Raw genomic sequence first — 16,665 nt, forward strand, 5'->3', positions numbered from 1 at the left:
TGCTCACTTAAAATTTAACCAACATATGGTAATTGAATCACAAACATGCTTCCTTTTTTCTTTTTGCCGGAGGTTACCGTAATCGTACCTGCGTGTTTTTCGATAATTTCTCTCGATAGAAAAAGTCCGATTCCTGTACCACTCTTTTCCATGACCTCCTTGGAACTTCCTCTGTAAAATCGTTGAAAAATTTTGTGATACTCATTCTGCGGAATACCAATTCCCTGATCCTCAATTTCCATTCTTACAAGATCGTTTCTTTTTTGTAACCGGATAAATATTTTTGAACCACACGGACTGTACTTGACCGCATTATCCAGAACGTTGATCACAGCTTCACCAAGCCACCTTTTATCCTGCATAATCGTGCATGTTTCCAGCTCTTTTTCATAGTCAAAAACGAATTCAATTTCTTTCTCATCCGCTTTAGGATAAGTGCGGTTCACAGCAGATATGACAGTATCCATAAGCGGAAGTTTTTTCTTATTAATCTGAATCAGTCCAGTTTCCATCTTGGATATTTCAAGAAGCGACTGCAATAATGTCTCCAGTCCATCCAGAGCACTCCGACAACGGATACGAAACTCCTCCTGTTCTGTGGCACTTAAGTCATTCTGCATCAGCACACTAAAACATGTATCCAAAGCTGCAACCGGTGTTTTTAACTGGTGAGAAATATCAGAAACCATTTCTTTCGTGTTCTCCTTTTCTGCCCTTGCTTCTTCCTTTATCAACTGAATATGATGTCCGATTGCTTCAAGCTGGTCATTCAATTTTTCCAGTTCTGCATGATTTTCCGTTTTCAGTAAATCATCAAATTTATTTTCACGGAATCTGATCAGAATTTCTTCCAACTGGTCTAATATTTTCTGATGACACGCATCTTCTGTCTTCTTCCAATAAAATAAAATAATCAAAAGAAGCACGCATATCACAGTGCTTACAGCACCGGTCACCATAACCTGATGCCGGAATTGCGAATAAAATGCATTCCCTTTATTCCCCCAGTATCCATATTGCTCCAATAATCGCCTTCCCTGTTCGTTGGTTTCAATATCCTTATCCTTAAGCAATTCCGAAACAGCATCCAGCCCGGAAAATTTTTCCTTTGCAGCAATCTCTGTCATAAGATTCATTTTATATTTATAATCTTCATAAAACACATACGTGGTAAAGCAATTTAATATTGCAAACAATACTATGACAGGTAATACCAAGGAGAGCACTACTGTAATTTTCTTGCGATATCTCTTTGTCACTGCCTTACCTCCTGATTCCATATATACCCAAGACCTCTGATATTCTTTATATAGACCGGTGCAGCCGGATTGTCTTCGATTTTCTCACGGAGTCTTCTGATATTGACAGCGATTGTATTTTCATCCACAAAATCCCCTTCCAGATCAAACACATTTTCCAATATTTGTGTTTTTGAAAGAATCTGTTTCGGATTCTGAAGAAAAAAAGTCAGCATTTTCAACTCCGTTTTTGTCAGACTGATTTCACGACTCTTTATCAGGACTTTCATTTCTCCTGCGATAAATACGATATCTCCCGAAATCATCTTTCCGGCTTCCGTTTTCTCCTGTCTTCGGCGGAAATGTGCTTCTATTTTCAAAAGAAGTACCGAAAGACTAAACGGCTTTGTAATATAATCATCTGCCCCTGCTTCATATCCCATGACCTGATCCATCTCCTGATCTAGTGCTGTAAGACAAATAATGTATGTATTATAATTGCATCTCATCCACCTTACAAATTCCAGTCCATTCCCATCCGGAAGATTCACATCACAAATGGTAACATCCACATTATTATCACTTGCAATTCTTTTCGCTTTTTTCACTGATTCTGCTGAAAAAACCTCATATCCGGATTTTTTCAGTGAAAATGTAATTCCACGATTTAAATTTTCATCATCTTCAACCACGAGTATACCTGGCATAGCATATGCACCTCTCTTTATTAACTATATATATCAGCTGGGAGATGACTCCCACCTCTATAGGTGGTGAGAAACAAGCTTGTATCAGTGGGGGAGTCAATCCCCCAGCTGATATAGCCTCCGGCAGGATTGCAGAGGTGCGCAGTAGAAGTATGTCATGCAATTGCATGACGCGCACCTCGCAGCAAGAATGCCGAGGCATTCTTGAATTAATATCAGAGTACTGCTTCTTCAATTCTCTCATCGTTTGTATCTCCAAAAGATAAAACAATAGTCTTGCATTACACTGTCAAAAAGTCTCTCAATTTGTGCGGTACTCCATACAAATTCTCTTTGAATTGACGGGAGAACATATTTATTAGCACAAATATCCTTCACGACTTCTGCTATCGTTAATGGTGACTCATATGCCATTGATTATGCCTCCTCCTTTTTTACATATGTGAGCTGAATATCATAACCGAGAGCATCCAGCATCTCTACAAAAGTTTTATTAATAACGCCATCGCCCTTTTTGATGATACGATTTACATATTGTCCTGTTGAACCAATCATCTCTCCCAGCTGTGCCTGTGTTTTTCCAGCTTCTATACACTTGATTTTTACATCTACTTCTATATTATTTTTCAGCATTCGTATCACCTCATCTGAAATTTGTAAAATAACACTAATCGGATAATATTATAACACATCTTTGCTTTCACTTCAATCTACTCATCTCGAAATTTGCACTTTGTACACATAGCAAAAACACCCAGGACATAAATCCCGAGTGTCGTATCTGCTTCATACCTTATTCTGCTTTCATTTCAGTGCCGTCTTTGAATATCACCGTCACAGCGATTTCTTCCTGCAGGGCATCACGCTTGGCTTCCAGTTCAGAATTATCGCAAAGCATCTTTTTTACTGCTGTAATTGCTCCGGAAATTTTAGGAACAATCGTCATCATCGTATTGACGCTTTGGCCATCAACGGTAGACATGGAGTCTTTCGTGATACCCATTGTCGCCTGTACCTGGGACATCGAACTTTCAAAATCCGCTGCCGTTTTAAGAGAAGCAGCTCCCATACCAGTAACTGCTGCAGTCACCGGTAGGAGCTTCTGACCGGCACTCGAAATATTATCTCCTGTAGTCTTAAGCTTCTCACCAGTAGCTGCAATCTTCTGCATGGCTGTAGCTGACTGATTTGCCTGTGTTTCTAATTTCTTTAAATCCTGCTCTGTCTCAATGATTTCTCTTTGAAGTGCGTCATACTGTTCCTGAGAAATATCGCCATTTGCAAGAGCTGTGTTTGCCTGCTCTGCTCTTTCCGTAAAAATTGGCATAAAAAAAGCGCAGATTTCTCCAGGCATGAAAAAAGCACCAACCATTTCTGATTAATGCTTTCAAATTATTTTGTTTTTGTAAATCTGTTTAATTGCGTATTCACATCTCGTCCACCGTACATAACACGGATAATCGTAACCACTTGTGTATCATCATCCGGAATATATAGAACAAGATAATTGTCTACTGGCGCTACACGTAGCCCTCGACTTTTCCATGGTTTCAATTCATATTGTCGATATCTCTTCGGCATATGATCAAGATCCATAATACATGCTTCAAGCCTATCAAACTGACCACTTGCATTTTCTGGTGCCTACAGTTCAAAAGCAATGTATTCGAAGATTCCACGATGGTCTATCTCGGCCTGATCTGAAATCACGATATCATAAATCATAAATTGTAATCCTTGCGGATATCAGCAAAAACAGATTTTGCTGCTCTAGTATGACCAGCCTGCATATCCGCATATCCTTTCTCTAGTTCTGCATTCATCTGTGCTTCTGATAATGCACTAACGTCTACAGGACGAGCGGATGGCATTTTCACTTCAAAAGGAAGTCCTCTTTGAAGAATAATTTGTTTGTAAAACATATTTATTGCATTGGATGCAGGAATTCCTAATGCTGCTAAGATTCCTTCTGCCTGTTCTTTTACATCGGGCTCAATGCGTGCGTATAAATTTGCTGATTTTGTTGCCATAGTAAACACCCCTTTCGAATTTTTTCTAACTCTATTACATCCATTTGTCCGGACAAAAGCAATACAAAATCAGTATTTTACAAATTGTTCATACTCCAAAAGCTACCAGTTCATTAAAATTTGTCGAAGTCCTCCTGAGTCGCCACTTCCATATATCCTTTATAATCATCGTTGCTGTTTTCAGCATACATATCATTCACGAGGCCAATGGTAAGCAAATCCAGGTCTCGGATACTAATCCCCATCTGTACGCAACGAAGCAAAAATAAAGGTGTTGTCATCGAGCGATCTGTTGGACGAAGTTTTTTTAGCACTTACATCCGTCTGAACGTTTAACCCCCAGAGCTCAATGAGCTGTGGAAGAACCTGATAGATTGAGAACGTATTAAATCCATCTAACCATTCTTCTGGCGTATCCGGAATATTGGCATCTGCATGCTTTGCCATCACATAAGCGATGTTCTCAAACATCTCAAGTGAAAATGTATCAAGCGTAGATGCGTCCTCCACATTTTTGTCCGCCCCCCCGTCACTTAAAGATTCAGCTGACTTCTTATGTGGATGAGATATTCCCTGAATTGCAGTATTTCTTCAAATCAGGTCTGCATCAAAAATCTGTCTATGCGCTTCTCAAGGACGCACCAACACCGGAAACTATTGCTTCTATGCTATGACTCATCTGGCTCATCTTCTCAAAGTGAACTCGCATGGACACTTTGACAAAGAGATAGATTTGTTTAAAAGCGCCCACCAGGGAGCCTTATTAAGGTTACCCATTTTTACCACGAAAAGGATTTATTAATTTCTAGCTAATTTAAGCTTGACTTTTCATAGCTGGTCTCCTGTATTCGATTTTTCTCCGAATCCAGCTGATCGTGCCCCTGTTCATATCAATTTCAAGGCAGCTGAACGCTTAGTTAACAAACGTGATACATCGTTATTAATCCTTTGAAAAATCAAACTGATTTAATTCCAAAACATTATTAAATATAAGTTTAGCTAAGAATTCTGTCCTCTTTTGCGGATCAAAACTTTTACTTTTATACTGTTTTACAACACCCCGACAAGAAAAAAATGTAGATTTTTCATATACATCCCATTTTTCGCTTAACGGTTTCTTGCCGAGATTTCCATTTAATTTCTCTTCTAGAGGAATTAAATTACCTATCTGAGAATTTTTTATATCTTCAGCATCCGGAAGCATATGCTCTATAGAAAACTCAGAGACTTCATTTCTTTGAGAGACAAACTTTTCAATCACTTCAAGAACCACTTGAACACGTTTTTTGTTTTTATCTCCTGTATAAAGACCAAAATGTTTAGACCAACCAATATTTTTAAAAGCATTTAAAAACCACTCATAGCCCGGTAATTTTCCTTTTAGGTCAGTGGAAAATTCCTGTAATACCTCATCAGAATAATTCTCTTCAAGGAGCTTTGAATACTTAAACACCACATCTTCTAATTTATTGGATTTTTCTTCTCCAATAATTGTATAACACACAAAAAAATTATAAATATATTTTAGAGTAAGCTCATATTTCTTTGCATCAAGAATTTCCTTTTCTTTTTGATGCATTAAGCTAAGTAGGATCGGTCTAAATTGTTCAAATCTTTTCACTCTAAAAAAGTCAAAAATCTCAAATTCAGTGGAACTACAATTTCCTTCCCTTCCATTGCTTGGATGTATTAGCTTTTCATAGTATTCTGATTTTAACTTAATATCATTATACAAATCCGCAACTTGTTTCCCACGACTGTTTTTTTGAATAGCTTGGTATGGTGAATTATATTTATCTCGTATGTCTCCATAACGATGAATTGCATAGTGCCGTACAAACTTATCAATGGATGATCCAAGGACTCTTTCCATATCCTCCCATTTCGTTTTTGCCTCGTCACGTAGTTCAACAGGTTGAATATATCGCATAATATAATTTTTTAACAACTCATGTGATGCCAAATCCTGTCCTCTAGCGTTTAATATCTCAAAAATAGTGTACGAATCTTCCTCAGATGATGATTCTATTTTAACAGCCGTCATATCTAAAAGTGTTGCTCGTATATCTCTAAGTCTCTCTTGACTATCTTTTACTAATTCTAAGCAACGGTGTACAAGGGGTACAAACAAGATTAAAAAGAAAAGATAGATTTGAAAGTAAGTAGAGTGGGATAATCCAGAAGTTAGAGCTTAGATTTTCCACTCTACTTGAACGTGGTCGCTAGTTGCGCTGATTGAAATAATCAGGCCGTCAACGGCTTTCCTTTTGTCGTCAAATTCAATGCTGTCCCAATGGTCGAGGTAATAAGAGAGTTCCTGCTCCTTTTGGGGTGACATTGTTTCAATGGACATTTCCGCAATCTCCTTTGAAATGGTCTGGCGGCGAGTGTCCAGTTCTTCAATTTTTTTGTTAGCATAGGCAAGAAGTGTTGCGTTGGCTCCGGTTAGCGTATCAAGTAGTTTTTCAATCTCGGCTTCAACTTGCGCCAGTTCAATTTGATGGGCGGTCAGTTTGGGATTGACTTTTTCCTCCCGGCTATGGCGGACTTGAAAATTTTTAAATCTCGCCCGCATAGCACTGAAAATAAATTCCTCAAATTCAGATTTACGGATTTTACCACAGCCCGGGCAGCCTTTATTTTCAGTCCGTTTACTACAGCGAAAATAGCCTTCGCTGTTCGGAACGTGTGTTGCCTTTAAGGCATATCCGCAACACCCGCATTTAACTTTTCCGGCAAGCCATGTATTTTTCGGCTTACGTCCTTGTTGAAAACTCTTATTTGTCATTAGCTTCTTCCTGCATTTCAGCCATACATCAGACGGTATGAGCGCTTCATGTGGAGCGATTACAAGTATCTGGTCTTTCAGGCTCCTGTCTTTATCCTCCTTCACGTCCCGGCCCTGATAGAGATAACAGCCATTGGTTCCGGCAAAATCGGAAGCGTCATTGACAATAGCCGCCCCCTGGCTTTTAAAAAATTCGTAGAGTTCTAAATCTGCTTGTGCGTAAACAGGATTTCTTAAAAGCTGTGAAATAAAGGTACGGAATAGCGATTTACCGTAAACTTTGATGTTCTGTTCCTCAAAGTACCGTGTAATGTCACCAAAAGACGTTTCCGGCTCGGAATACATTTCAAACATGAGCTTTACATATTGGGAAGTTTCGGGGTCTGCCACCATCTTTTTTGTGCGGATACCTTCAACCACTGTCGGCTCCAACTGATAACCATAGGGGGCCTGTCCGCTCATGTGAAAACCTTTCAGGCACCGGGAGTAGTAAGCGTCCGTGACGCGTTTCTGGATTGTCTCACGTTCAAGCTGTGCGAATACGATACAAATATTCAGCATGGCCCGCCCCATTGGGGTTGAGGTGTCGAACTTTTCTGTGGACGAAACAAACTCCACGTCATATTCCTGGAACAGCTCCATCATGTTTGCAAAGTCCAGAATGGAACGGCTGATTCTGTCCAGCTTATAAACGATTACCCGCCGCACCCGGCCCTTTCGGATTTCTCCTAACAGCTTTTGAAACTCCGGCCTGTCCGTATTCTTCCCGGAATAGCCTTTATCCTTGAATACTTTACAGCTTCCGCCTTTCAGCTCATACTTACAAAAATCAATCTGGCTTTCAATGCTGATACTGTCCTTACGGTCTACCGACTGTCTCGCGTATATACAATCTTCTCTGATAATGTCCATATTGGGCTCCTTCCGTATGGAATGGAGCTACCAACCTTACAATTATATTATACCATAGGCAGCCCCGGACAACAATGTTGCGGTTGATTAGTAAAATCTGTCCGTGTATTTACTGAACACATCATATAAGTGATTTTCGATTTCTCTTTTTCGCTTGTTCTTTTCATCCGGGGATAGTACCGGAATTAGATTTTCCAATACGATAAGTTTCCCTTGAAAATATACGGATTGTTTTTCGCTTTGGTATGTAACAGATTGAACCATCGAAAACCTCCACTTTTCAGTACGGATGAACAGCGGCCAGCTTCCCTCTTGTCTGCTGGGGAAACCTAAAAAAGCGGCTCCCTGGAAGGAACTGCCCTTTGAGCTTTCCCCAGCCTCGGGCCACGTTGGCCCGAAGCTAATAATCGCCGTTATAATATTTCTGTTCAGCCTCGTTGAGTGTGTATAAGTCAAACACTCCATAAAGCTGATTTACTACACGGCTAATATCTTTATGGGTGAATCCACAGTCCTGCATGGCCATAATCACATAGCCCCGGCAGGCGTCATTACTCCATATATTCAGCGTTAATTCTGGACTAGATATATTTTCCTTCATAAAATTCTCCTGTTCATAGAAAAATATGGGGCCCAGCCAGAACGGTTGCCCTATCATCAGACAGTAATAGAGGAAGGGCCCCACAGGTTAGAAAGTTTTTTCAGATAGACCGGACGGACAGTTGGCTTTTTGTCCCATAGCATTTCAGCTCTCCCCATTCTGATGGCAAGGCGATCTCATTACCTGCGACGGCTCACGGTTCGCAACACCGCTGCACGCTCGGATTGTGACTAATCGCAAGTATCCGGGTTTTGTGTTTTGTCCGGCAGACCTGCCACAGTCTGCCTACGGCATGGGCCTGGTCGCTCTCTCTAGTGTAAAAATAGAGGTCATGGCGGGCCTGTCACTGGACACAAGCACCCTTCGTATCCGTCTATCTTTTATTCAGTTTTCAATCTGCGTGAGGCGTGTCCCGCTTCGGGCCAATGTGGCCCGAGGCTTTGACTGCCTCTCATAAGCCATTTCATTTTTGAGGCGAAATCGGTACACCTTATAAAAATTTTTTTAAAATTTTTTCCAAGTTCCGAAGGCCGCGCTCAATGGCGAGCCGCACGACCTTTTCATCCACACCCTCGGCCCGGGCAATGTCTTGTTTCGTCAAGCCGAGAATGAAATGAGCGTAAATGCGCTTTGCCTGTTTGTCGGGCAGTCGTGAGATGGCGGTATAGAGTTCTTGTATCGTCACTTTACGCTCATACAGTTCATAGGGAGAGAACGCAACGAAAAGCGCCTCATGCTCAATTCCATCATTCCGATCCAGGGAGTAATAGGCTTTGTGCCGGTATGTACGCAGACGGTAAGCGGCTTCCTTCCGGTCAAACTCCTTGAACATTTCAACAACATCTTCTGGTACTTCCATAAAGTAGTCTGACGTATAAAAAGGGTAATAGTCCCGTAAATTTATAATAGCCATATTGAACCTCCGCTTTGTTTTGTGATGGATGGACAACAAAACAGAAGCGGCGGGGAGCGTATATGTAGGCTGAAATTTCTGAAATTTTCAAAAAATAACAGTGAAAAATCTATAAAATAGTAAAGATGGCTACTCGTTCTAAAAAAGCCTCGACAGCTTATCTCAAGACTGGCTCTGTTTCGATAGCAAATCCTGAAATAAGGTGTCGAACATAAAAAAAGCTCAAACAAATAACAGCTTGTTTGAGCCTTAAAAAAGTTTAAATTGGAATAAAACTCCTCCCATCTAGGAGGAGGTAAAGCAAAAGGGGCGTTGCTTCATCTATTTTTTCTCAATAATCTAACTCATGTTATTAGCAACCTCCGCGTAAAAATCTCGTAGTTCTTTTATTATCATATAATGTATTTTTTGCAAAATTTGTCGTAGATAGGAGGCAAAAATAAAAAAATAGAGTAGAGGATATGTTAATGGTTAACGTACCTCTACTCTATCTAATTGTTACTAAAAATTTTCTTTTAAAAAGGTTGTTACAAAACAGACTCAATTTACTATATATAGTATATGTCAATTATTAAATCTACCATATACAGAACATTACTTTTCTCTTTGCAACAACCCTTTTAAATTGTATAATTGCTTTCACTTAATCAGCATTATTTTTTATCTGATTGAATAGCCATCCTATAATTCGAGCTATACAGTATAAAACACCAAGTCCAAGGACGGAGCATACAACTAGAAAAAATATAGACATTGCCGACATATTTACATCAACACCTTTTTGAATAGGACTCTACTTATATTATTCTTAATTTAATACGGTAGAAACTTCTCCATTAAAAACTTCCGTTCTTAAAGCGAAAGAAAGTGTTCCTACTCCGCCGACTACATTTGCTCTCATAGAGCCAGTCACTTCGGCCGCTTTGCTTGAGGTAGATGTTGCACGGCCAATGGCTAAACTTTCATCTTCAACCGTTCCGCCAACACAGTAGGTATTTAAATCACGTGCATTAGAAATTTTCCACTGGCTACCACTCTTTGATAAGTCAAATCTGTAATCCATACCTGCGACACCCCAAAATGCATCCGATTTCCACGTTCCTTCAGTAGCAGGATCACGAGTTAAAGGAGGCGTATAGCTAAGTGTCACTGTTACCGGCTGACCGTCCTTCTCGAAATGTAATGTTTCCGAATAGGGCTGGCTTTCGTCAAAATTATTCAGATCGACACTGAATGTTTGTCTCTGTTCTGGAGAATCAGCAGCAAGAGCACTAAATGCGCTACCAACTACCATGAGACTCAGCGCTACCAACAGACCCAATGCCTTTTTCAAACCTTTCTTCATAAATGACCTCCTTGAGACTTTACCATAGTAACAAACTCAGATTTTTTAGCGCCCACCATTATGTAAGGCACTATTCTCTCAAATTCTCCTCCTCTATAGCCCCAATGGTATCCCTCCCTTTACTAATCGGTTATGAGCTTTTTATAACTAACTGTAGTATACCACAGAATCCCTATATATGCAATATAATCTAAAAATGGTAAATAAAACTTAATAAATTGTTAATTATCAACATATATCGTATATTTTTCTGATATAAAAACCGGGTATTCAAGTTTTGTGTTTTGATGTTTGAGTTAAAACGATAAAAAGAAAGAGAACTTGTTGATATAAAAAAAATATCATTCTTTTTGCATAAACATATAAAAACTCGAAAAGCGATTGATAAATCACCGAAAATTTGTGGCGAATTTTCTTAATATAGATATTTTAAGGAGGTATTGCGTAAAACAATAGATGTTGTATAAACTCAATAATCTTTTTTGCAGTATATTGCTAAATAGCTAAATGGCAAGCAATGCCTCTGTGGCCACAAGTGGCACAAAGGCTGCTTGTTGGGGCTCGCCCCAAACCCATATCTTCGGGCCAACATGGCCCGAAGTGTCAGCGTCGCTTTGCTCCTTATTTTCATAACCTTAACGCTCCTTTTCCTGCTTTCTTCCCGGCTCGGTGTAGCCCATCAGAGTGTCAATGTTCGCCTTGATCGTGACGATCTCCTGCATATCCCGTCGTGCCTTCTGGTATTCTCCATAGAGCTGTTTTTTCTTTGCTGTGAGCTTACGGCCTTCTTCCTTCAGCACATCCATTTTGGGGAGCTTTGCCCCGCCCAGCAGAGAGCGCATTTCCGCTTGTGCAACCCGGTACAGTTCAAGGTCGGCCTCATGCTCCGCAAGGAATTTCCTGCTGTACTTCGTCGCCTTATACTGCTCAAAGACTGGGCGGGTTTTGGCATACTGAACCGTTGCAGCCTTTAGCCCGGCATTGGTTTTCATAGCCTGTTCCGTCTGCTTGACCTGCTCGGAAATAGCATGGAAACGGTCTGCCGCCTCGGTGGCTTTCTGCGCCAACTGCTCATAATCGGTCAGGTTATTGTCCTGTATATAGGCAAGAGCGGCGGCCATCTGCTTAATGTTAAATACCTTCGCCCAGCGTTCATATCCAGGCCCCTTACCGGCAGCCAGCTTTGCTTGAATATCCACCGCCAGACTGATTTTCCGTTCCGAGCGCCCGGGGCGTTTTTCTTTGCCCTCAATGGCAGACAGAACATCTTGCAAGTCGTAGCCGTCTCCCAGCGTGGAAGCCCGCAGACGGGTAAAGCGTTCCTGTCCCTGCCCGGTCAGCCGGAAACTGATACCGCCGCCCCGAACCGTCTTGACCTCATATCCGGCCCGCTTCATCAGATTGAGAAATTCGTCCAGATCAGCGGGGCGTTCCGCCAGCGCAGTATCAATGGCAAGGCGCAGTCTGTCCTGATAGGAAAGCGGCCCTTTTCGTTCTTTCTGCCATTCTCCATAATTCCGATACTTGCCCTTGCTCCGGGGCTTCGGGTTCTCTACAATGGACAGCCCGTTTTCAAGGCACAGCCTGTCAGAGAGCCGCCGGAGGGCGAAGCTGGAGCCCCAAAAGTTTCGGAATTTCCGGGTGCAGTCAAGGGTGGTGGAGTTGTAATAAATGTGACAATGGATGTGCTGCTTATCGGTGTGCGTGGTAACGATAAAAGCGTGCCGCCCCTTTGTCCAGCGCATAGCCAGCTCATAGCCGATACGGTTCGCCTCCTTCGGGGTGATCTCGCCCGGATAGAAGGATTGTCGTATCTGATAGCACAGCACATCATTTTCTTTTTTCTGTTCCCGGCCCGTCATAGCGGTATAGCTGGCTTTTGCCAAAAGGAACTCGTCCGCCACGGTGGCCGGATCACATTCATAAGCGGAGATATACTTTCCTCTTTCTGTTTTCTCCGGGTCCTTGCCATAGTCCAGACAATCCCGGATTGCCTCGGCAATCGTTTCGCCTTCGCCCGCATGGCGCTGCAACAAAGTTGTGGTAGCCAGAAATCATCCCTCCTTTCCATGAGAAAAGGGCGGCCCATCCAGACCGCCCCGACTTCGGGCCAACATGGCCCGAGGCTGTTTAACTTGCCAGAAACCGGTACAGAGCGGATTTGCCTCCGTCCAGCGCCCAAAGAAGGGAGCCCGCCGCCGCTTGCAGTCCATACGGCGAAAGAAGGAAGGCAAGAAACAGAAATACAATCCCGCCTATGGGCGTCGGCGTGAAAAAGAGAGCGACACCCAGCACCACCAGAATCACAGAGGCAATCGTCAGCAGGACGGCACAAATATCAAACAGGAATACCAGCAGAGCCGCCAGAAGGGACAACGCTAAAGCAAAGGGAGCAACCAATATTTTCAGCAGTATCTTCATCTTCAAAACCTCCTTTATCTATCCTTCCTACCTCTATTTTATCATGCCTGCCCGGGGACATAAATGTTGCGAAAGATTAGTGAATCCTGTCCCAAACCTTCGGGCCATGATGGCCCGAAAACAGAAAAAGCAGGACACATTCATGTCCTGCCAAATTTCTGCTATTCTGTTTCCTGCTGCGGGCAATCGGGAACTGTCAGCAGCGAAGTGTCGATAACAATATCCTCTGCTGGTTTCAAGAGCTCTGTCAAATCGTGCTGCCGTCCCACGTTGGTCACATCAATTTTATTCACGCATATTCCAATCCACGGAAACTGTCTGCTTAATTCATCCATCAAGTCGTATATATCAGCAGTTGCCAGCTTATCATCCGATATGTAGCCGGAGCCTTGACGGTGAGAAAAACGATGCCGTTTGAAGAACCGGCGCAAGTCGTCATACGCCTGCCGGTAATTGGCTCCGGGGTAATGCTCTTTTAATTGATGGGTGTCCAGATCAAAATTTAAGGCTTTGAAATATTTTCTCTCCAAAACTCAAGCCCTCATTGCTGTTTTTTCCTGATAGTGGGTCAACAGATCTTCTTCATTGAAATCATCTGGACTGTCAGAATCGTCACTGTCACAAAGACGCCACACAGAAACATTATCCATGAACCATGTCTGCCGCTTCAAGGTATTGACGATCCGGCCGAACAGACTAAAATCCCTCGCTCTGCCGCAGTCACGGAATACCAAAGCGCCGGAACCATCCTCCATACGGGGAAGGCCCACGGTTTGGAATGTATGATTGATTGTGTTGTAAATGCCATCCAGCCGGTACTTATTTTCGGCTGTGATTTTATCATCATTCATGCGAATAACCATTTTCAGCATGGTATCAGCCTCCCTTCTTGAATTATTATATCATTATAGAGCTGGTTCTACAATCTTGAAAATCTGAATTTTTTATGACGGGCTTCGGGTCATGCTGGCCCGAAGTGGTAAAAAAAGAGCAGGGCGGCAAGCCCCACAACGGAAGCCTGCCGCCCTCGTCTTACTTTGCCACCAGCTCGGAAAGCTCCCGCAGCACTTTTGACACCTCGCCCCACAGCTTTTCATAGTCCCGCTTCAATCCGTCGATTTCCTCCGGGTACACGCCATAGGTGTGTGCGTGTACGGCGACCTGATTGAGATTGTTGGAACAGCGCCGTTGCAGAGAGATCAATTCTTTTACGGGCGCAAGGTCGATGTGCAGGATATACCCGTTCAGAGCCATTTTCCGTACATAGGCCCCGGCGTTGGAAATGCCCGCCTCGGCCATCCGTTCATGGATGGCTGCCAGCTCGTCCGGCGTTACCATGACGTGCAGATGGACATTCCGCTTGCGGTTCTCCATCATCGTTCCAGCTCCCGGCCTTTCCGGCGCTTTTTGGGTTCCTTTACCTTATCCAGCGGTTTTGCGTCCAGCTCCGGGGGCGTGGGTTGGATGGGCGTGTTGTTGGGTACGCCGTCAATCATGTTGCAGTTCTGCTCCGTGGAGAGCTCGGCGGTTTTCAGATAGTTGTCTTTTTCGTGCATGGCGATCCTCCTTTATCGTTCCTCATGGTTTTTATGGCTCCGCTTCTGGCCGGGCTCCTTCGGGGGTTCCTGCCCTCTGGTTCCTTCTTTGAGCCGGGCGGTAATGGATGAGCGCACCCGGTCAGGATTGCCCGGTGCTGGTTTCAGTTCATAATCCTCCATTTGCTTTTCGGTCAGCGGCTTTGTGTAGGTCAGTTCGCCCCATGCCATCAGCCTGCCGTCTGCCACAGGACGCCGCCTGTCATCGTCGTAGTTGACAATGGAAAGAGGCTGGTTATCCGGCGGCTTCGGGTAAGTTCCTATGTCCACGGGCCGCTGGGTGGAATAATAGCGGTAAACGCCTTCCGGTCCCAGCTCGGTATGCTTGACCGCCGCATGGTAAAGCTGCTGATAATCGTCCACCCGGCGGTCAAAATCCCGCTGCGCCCATGCCTGGCTGTTTCCATAGCGGCCCCAGTAGTAATCCCGATGGCCGTTTTCCCCCTCGGTAAACTGCCAGGTCACAAAGGGGCTCGGCGCTCCCGGATTATGCCCAAGCGCAAAGCCGTGTCCAGTTTCAAAGGTGGCAGCTTTCAAAATCACATATCCTTGTACTGTCTCCAAGAGATCCCTCCTTTCTGTGCCTCGGGCCAACATGACCCGAAGTGCTGGATGTTACGAAATAAGAGGGCAGACCGGGGAGGAATGTAATAAGATATTCCCACCCCAGAAACACCCTCAAAAAAGCCCGGAATGTCAAGCCTTTGGAGGCGGCAAATCGTAACAGCCGCCCGGCCTTTTCTCCCGCATTTTCCTCATGCGTTCCCGGCTTTTCCGGCGGTTCCCTTCGGCCTTGCAGGCGTCGGAACAGTAGGCTTGACGCCCCTCGGGCAAAAACGCCTTTCCGCAGACCGCACAGGCCCGCAGCTCCGGGGAGATGCCTTCCGTTGTCAGCGACGCTTGAAGCTCCGGGTTAAGAGGCAGGACAGCCTCACGGAAATAACGGCAGTACGCCCCTGTCCAGCACTTGTGCAGCATATAGCAGGCACAGTCAAGAGGAAGGCACAGACCGCTTTCCCGGTCATAGTTGGCGCACATCCCCGTGACCAGAGTGCGGATTTTCTTCTTCTCGTCACGGGTCAGCTCCCGGGCGTCCATTTATGACTTCGGACCACGATGGCCCGAAGGGCGGGGCTCCACGATCAGCGCCCGGAACTTCTTCCGGCACTGTTTTTTCTTTCCTTTGCACTCCTTGTAGTAACGGCATCCCATACAAGGGTTGTCATTGTCCCAGCCGGGGTGCGGTACTTCCTTCATCATTCGTTCAAAAGGGCTGCTTGTAAAATTCATTCTCATTCCTCCGTATCTTCCTCCCACGGCGGGGTATCTTCGTCCTCGGGTTCCTCTGCGATCTCCTCCAGCTCCCCGTCCTCATATTCGCAGTAATCATCCTCCAAATCCGGGGCCTCATGCTTCGGCTTGTAAATCTTGAAATAGTAACCAATCCCACCGCCGGCCAGCACCACCGCACCGATCAGGAGCAGAGAGAGAAGGGGGCTGTCCTTTTTCTCCGGCTCGGGTTCCGGTACTTCCTCCACAGGTTCGGTGGGCTTTGGCTCTGGCTCCGGGGTCACTTCTTGGGGCGGTTCCTTACCCTGTTCGGCAAGAGGCAGAAGGTCGTCTGTGGTAACGGTATTGAGGAAATAGACGTTCTCGCTGGTTTTCTGTTTGTCGATCACCAGATAAAACACGCTCTCGTCTGCGGTGGTGATGGTGTAGAACTCCTTTCCATCCTCGTCGGTGGCGTTGTCCACCACGGTTCCCGTCCCGTCCGGGGTAAAGGGGTTCTGGGTTTCCGGCTCCGCTTCGGTTTCCACCGGGGCGGGAGCTGTCTCCGGCTGCGGCTCGCTGCTCTGGGCGTAGGCCGGGACCGTAAAGATCAGGCAACACAAAAGGCTGGCAGCCATCGCCGCCAGCCTGCGGTATTTAGTTTTCTTCATGGGCTGTGTCCTCCTTTTCGGGTGCCTCCGGCTTCGGGTCAGTATGGCCCGAAGCGGTAAGGCTGTTTTTGGGGTCATTCAAAAAAGCCATAAGCTGGGCGGGGGTCAGTTTGAGCGAGCGCACCGCCTGCACGATCTGGCTGTTTTCTTCCTCCTGTTTCTGCTTTTCCAGCTC

General features: G+C 44.4%; 22 protein-coding genes and 2 pseudogenes. All 24 read right to left on the reverse strand.

Annotation, left to right across the window (positions count from 1 at the left end; all coding sequences use genetic code 11):
* Nucleotides 1-14 precede the first annotated feature (14 nt).
* A complete protein-coding gene (locus DWY89_RS05335; RefSeq protein ID WP_118467151.1) occupies nt 15-1,280 on the reverse strand; it encodes a HAMP domain-containing sensor histidine kinase in 1,266 nt (421 codons plus the stop codon).
* Complete coding sequence (locus tag DWY89_RS05340; RefSeq protein ID WP_008120506.1) at nt 1,256-1,945, reverse strand: response regulator transcription factor; 690 nt, start codon at nt 1,943-1,945, stop codon at nt 1,256-1,258. Before DWY89_RS05340 ends, DWY89_RS05335 begins: the two co-directional genes overlap by 25 nt.
* 240 nt (nt 1,946-2,185) lie before the next feature.
* A complete protein-coding gene (locus tag DWY89_RS05345) occupies nt 2,186-2,359 on the reverse strand; it encodes a DUF262 domain-containing protein (RefSeq protein ID WP_227589609.1) in 174 nt (57 codons plus the stop codon).
* Nucleotides 2,360-2,362: 3 nt separating this feature from the next.
* The gene (locus DWY89_RS05350) at nt 2,363-2,578 is read right to left on the reverse strand and encodes a helix-turn-helix transcriptional regulator (protein WP_055166464.1); all 216 of its coding nucleotides are present in this window, start codon (nt 2,576-2,578) and stop codon (nt 2,363-2,365) included.
* Nucleotides 2,579-2,738: 160 nt separating this feature from the next.
* Nucleotides 2,739-3,299 carry a hypothetical protein gene (locus tag DWY89_RS05355; protein WP_333491419.1) on the reverse strand — a complete coding sequence of 187 codons (561 nt, stop codon included), beginning with the start codon at nt 3,297-3,299 and terminating at the stop codon, nt 2,739-2,741.
* A 38-nt stretch (nt 3,300-3,337) separates the two neighbouring features.
* A pseudogene (locus DWY89_RS05360) lies at nt 3,338-3,565 on the reverse strand (type II toxin-antitoxin system RelE/ParE family toxin); the annotation flags it as partial.
* A gap of 101 nt (nt 3,566-3,666) precedes the next feature.
* A complete protein-coding gene (locus tag DWY89_RS05365) occupies nt 3,667-3,975 on the reverse strand; it encodes a type II toxin-antitoxin system RelB/DinJ family antitoxin (RefSeq protein WP_118523261.1) in 309 nt (102 codons plus the stop codon).
* A 234-nt stretch (nt 3,976-4,209) separates the two neighbouring features.
* Nucleotides 4,210-4,482 (reverse strand): annotated as a pseudogene (locus tag DWY89_RS05370) (hypothetical protein); the annotation flags it as partial.
* Nucleotides 4,483-4,915: 433 nt separating this feature from the next.
* Entirely contained in the window at nt 4,916-6,019 is a 1,104-nt protein-coding gene (locus tag DWY89_RS05380) for a DUF1524 domain-containing protein (RefSeq protein WP_118524463.1), read from the reverse strand.
* 147 nt (nt 6,020-6,166) lie between these two features.
* A complete protein-coding gene (locus tag DWY89_RS05385; RefSeq protein WP_107001168.1) occupies nt 6,167-7,675 on the reverse strand; it encodes a recombinase family protein in 1,509 nt (502 codons plus the stop codon).
* A gap of 400 nt (nt 7,676-8,075) precedes the next feature.
* Nucleotides 8,076-8,276: a hypothetical protein gene (locus tag DWY89_RS05390; protein WP_107001169.1), complete on the reverse strand. Its 201-nt coding sequence runs from the start codon at nt 8,274-8,276 to the stop codon at nt 8,076-8,078.
* Nucleotides 8,277-8,766: 490 nt separating this feature from the next.
* On the reverse strand, nt 8,767-9,189 hold the full coding sequence (locus DWY89_RS05395; RefSeq protein ID WP_107001170.1) for a sigma factor-like helix-turn-helix DNA-binding protein: 423 nt from the start codon (nt 9,187-9,189) through the stop codon (nt 8,767-8,769).
* Between the two features lie 808 nt (nt 9,190-9,997).
* A complete protein-coding gene (locus tag DWY89_RS05400; protein ID WP_107001171.1) occupies nt 9,998-10,534 on the reverse strand; it encodes a hypothetical protein in 537 nt (178 codons plus the stop codon).
* Between the two features lie 635 nt (nt 10,535-11,169).
* Nucleotides 11,170-12,585, reverse strand: a complete 1,416-nt coding sequence (locus tag DWY89_RS05405; RefSeq protein WP_118524464.1) for a relaxase/mobilization nuclease domain-containing protein — start codon at nt 12,583-12,585, stop codon at nt 11,170-11,172.
* 79 nt (nt 12,586-12,664) lie between these two features.
* The gene (locus tag DWY89_RS05410) at nt 12,665-12,955 is read right to left on the reverse strand and encodes a CD1845 family protein (RefSeq protein WP_023042378.1); all 291 of its coding nucleotides are present in this window, start codon (nt 12,953-12,955) and stop codon (nt 12,665-12,667) included.
* 161 nt (nt 12,956-13,116) lie between these two features.
* Nucleotides 13,117-13,485, reverse strand: a complete 369-nt coding sequence (gene vapD, locus DWY89_RS05415; RefSeq protein WP_016306491.1) for a VapD family protein — start codon at nt 13,483-13,485, stop codon at nt 13,117-13,119.
* 3 nt (nt 13,486-13,488) lie between these two features.
* Nucleotides 13,489-13,827: a hypothetical protein gene (locus DWY89_RS05420; RefSeq protein WP_016306492.1), complete on the reverse strand. Its 339-nt coding sequence runs from the start codon at nt 13,825-13,827 to the stop codon at nt 13,489-13,491.
* 160 nt (nt 13,828-13,987) lie between these two features.
* Nucleotides 13,988-14,329 (reverse strand): plasmid mobilization relaxosome protein MobC, encoded by a 342-nt coding sequence (gene mobC, locus DWY89_RS05425; protein WP_015553878.1) that lies wholly within the window; start codon nt 14,327-14,329, stop codon nt 13,988-13,990.
* Nucleotides 14,329-14,511 carry a DUF4316 domain-containing protein gene (locus DWY89_RS05430; protein WP_107001173.1) on the reverse strand — a complete coding sequence of 61 codons (183 nt, stop codon included), beginning with the start codon at nt 14,509-14,511 and terminating at the stop codon, nt 14,329-14,331. Before DWY89_RS05430 ends, mobC begins: the two co-directional genes overlap by 1 nt.
* Before the next feature lie 12 nt (nt 14,512-14,523).
* Nucleotides 14,524-15,114 (reverse strand): hypothetical protein, encoded by a 591-nt coding sequence (locus tag DWY89_RS05435; RefSeq protein ID WP_227589686.1) that lies wholly within the window; start codon nt 15,112-15,114, stop codon nt 14,524-14,526.
* Between the two features lie 132 nt (nt 15,115-15,246).
* Nucleotides 15,247-15,648: a cysteine-rich VLP protein gene (locus DWY89_RS05440; protein ID WP_050005650.1), complete on the reverse strand. Its 402-nt coding sequence runs from the start codon at nt 15,646-15,648 to the stop codon at nt 15,247-15,249.
* Nucleotides 15,649-15,846 (reverse strand): hypothetical protein, encoded by a 198-nt coding sequence (locus DWY89_RS05445; RefSeq protein ID WP_118524398.1) that lies wholly within the window; start codon nt 15,844-15,846, stop codon nt 15,649-15,651. It lies immediately after the preceding gene.
* Complete coding sequence (locus DWY89_RS05450; RefSeq protein WP_107001175.1) at nt 15,843-16,490, reverse strand: DUF4366 domain-containing protein; 648 nt, start codon at nt 16,488-16,490, stop codon at nt 15,843-15,845. The genes DWY89_RS05445 and DWY89_RS05450 overlap by 4 nt, the downstream gene beginning before the upstream one ends.
* On the reverse strand, nt 16,477-16,665 hold a 189-nt coding region (locus DWY89_RS05455; RefSeq protein ID WP_118524465.1), incomplete at its 5' end, for a DUF4315 family protein. The genes DWY89_RS05455 and DWY89_RS05450, both read right to left, overlap by 14 nt.

Origin of the sequence: Clostridium sp. AF27-5AA (genome assembly GCF_003478415.1) — a bacterium.
GTDB classification, from domain to species: Bacteria; Bacillota; Clostridia; order Lachnospirales; family Lachnospiraceae; genus Otoolea; species Otoolea fessa.

Excerpts from the sequence above, each read along its gene's own strand:
- DWY89_RS05440 (WP_050005650.1), bottom strand. The coding sequence starts at position 15,648 with ATGGACGCCCGGGAGCTGACCCGTGACGAGAAGAAGAAAATCCGCACT.
- DWY89_RS05335 (WP_118467151.1), bottom strand. The coding sequence starts at position 1,280 with ATGGAATCAGGAGGTAAGGCAGTGACAAAGAGATATCGCAAGAAAATT.
- DWY89_RS05395 (WP_107001170.1), bottom strand. The coding sequence starts at position 9,189 with ATGGCTATTATAAATTTACGGGACTATTACCCTTTTTATACGTCAGAC.
- mobC (WP_015553878.1), bottom strand. The coding sequence starts at position 14,329 with ATGGAGAACCGCAAGCGGAATGTCCATCTGCACGTCATGGTAACGCCG.
- DWY89_RS05445 (WP_118524398.1), bottom strand. The coding sequence starts at position 15,846 with ATGAGAATGAATTTTACAAGCAGCCCTTTTGAACGAATGATGAAGGAA.
- DWY89_RS05350 (WP_055166464.1), bottom strand. The coding sequence starts at position 2,578 with ATGCTGAAAAATAATATAGAAGTAGATGTAAAAATCAAGTGTATAGAA.
- DWY89_RS05380 (WP_118524463.1), bottom strand. The coding sequence starts at position 6,019 with ATGACGGCTGTTAAAATAGAATCATCATCTGAGGAAGATTCGTACACT.
- DWY89_RS05340 (WP_008120506.1), bottom strand. The coding sequence starts at position 1,945 with ATGCCAGGTATACTCGTGGTTGAAGATGATGAAAATTTAAATCGTGGA.
- DWY89_RS05410 (WP_023042378.1), bottom strand. The coding sequence starts at position 12,955 with ATGAAGATACTGCTGAAAATATTGGTTGCTCCCTTTGCTTTAGCGTTG.
- DWY89_RS05450 (WP_107001175.1), bottom strand. The coding sequence starts at position 16,490 with ATGAAGAAAACTAAATACCGCAGGCTGGCGGCGATGGCTGCCAGCCTT.
- DWY89_RS05420 (WP_016306492.1), bottom strand. The coding sequence starts at position 13,827 with ATGCTGAAAATGGTTATTCGCATGAATGATGATAAAATCACAGCCGAA.
- DWY89_RS05400 (WP_107001171.1), bottom strand. The coding sequence starts at position 10,534 with ATGAAGAAAGGTTTGAAAAAGGCATTGGGTCTGTTGGTAGCGCTGAGT.
- DWY89_RS05355 (WP_333491419.1), bottom strand. The coding sequence starts at position 3,299 with ATGCCTGGAGAAATCTGCGCTTTTTTTATGCCAATTTTTACGGAAAGA.
- DWY89_RS05430 (WP_107001173.1), bottom strand. The coding sequence starts at position 14,511 with ATGCACGAAAAAGACAACTATCTGAAAACCGCCGAGCTCTCCACGGAG.
- DWY89_RS05390 (WP_107001169.1), bottom strand. The coding sequence starts at position 8,276 with ATGAAGGAAAATATATCTAGTCCAGAATTAACGCTGAATATATGGAGT.
- DWY89_RS05385 (WP_107001168.1), bottom strand. The coding sequence starts at position 7,675 with ATGGACATTATCAGAGAAGATTGTATATACGCGAGACAGTCGGTAGAC.
- DWY89_RS05345 (WP_227589609.1), bottom strand. The coding sequence starts at position 2,359 with ATGGCATATGAGTCACCATTAACGATAGCAGAAGTCGTGAAGGATATT.
- DWY89_RS05365 (WP_118523261.1), bottom strand. The coding sequence starts at position 3,975 with ATGGCAACAAAATCAGCAAATTTATACGCACGCATTGAGCCCGATGTA.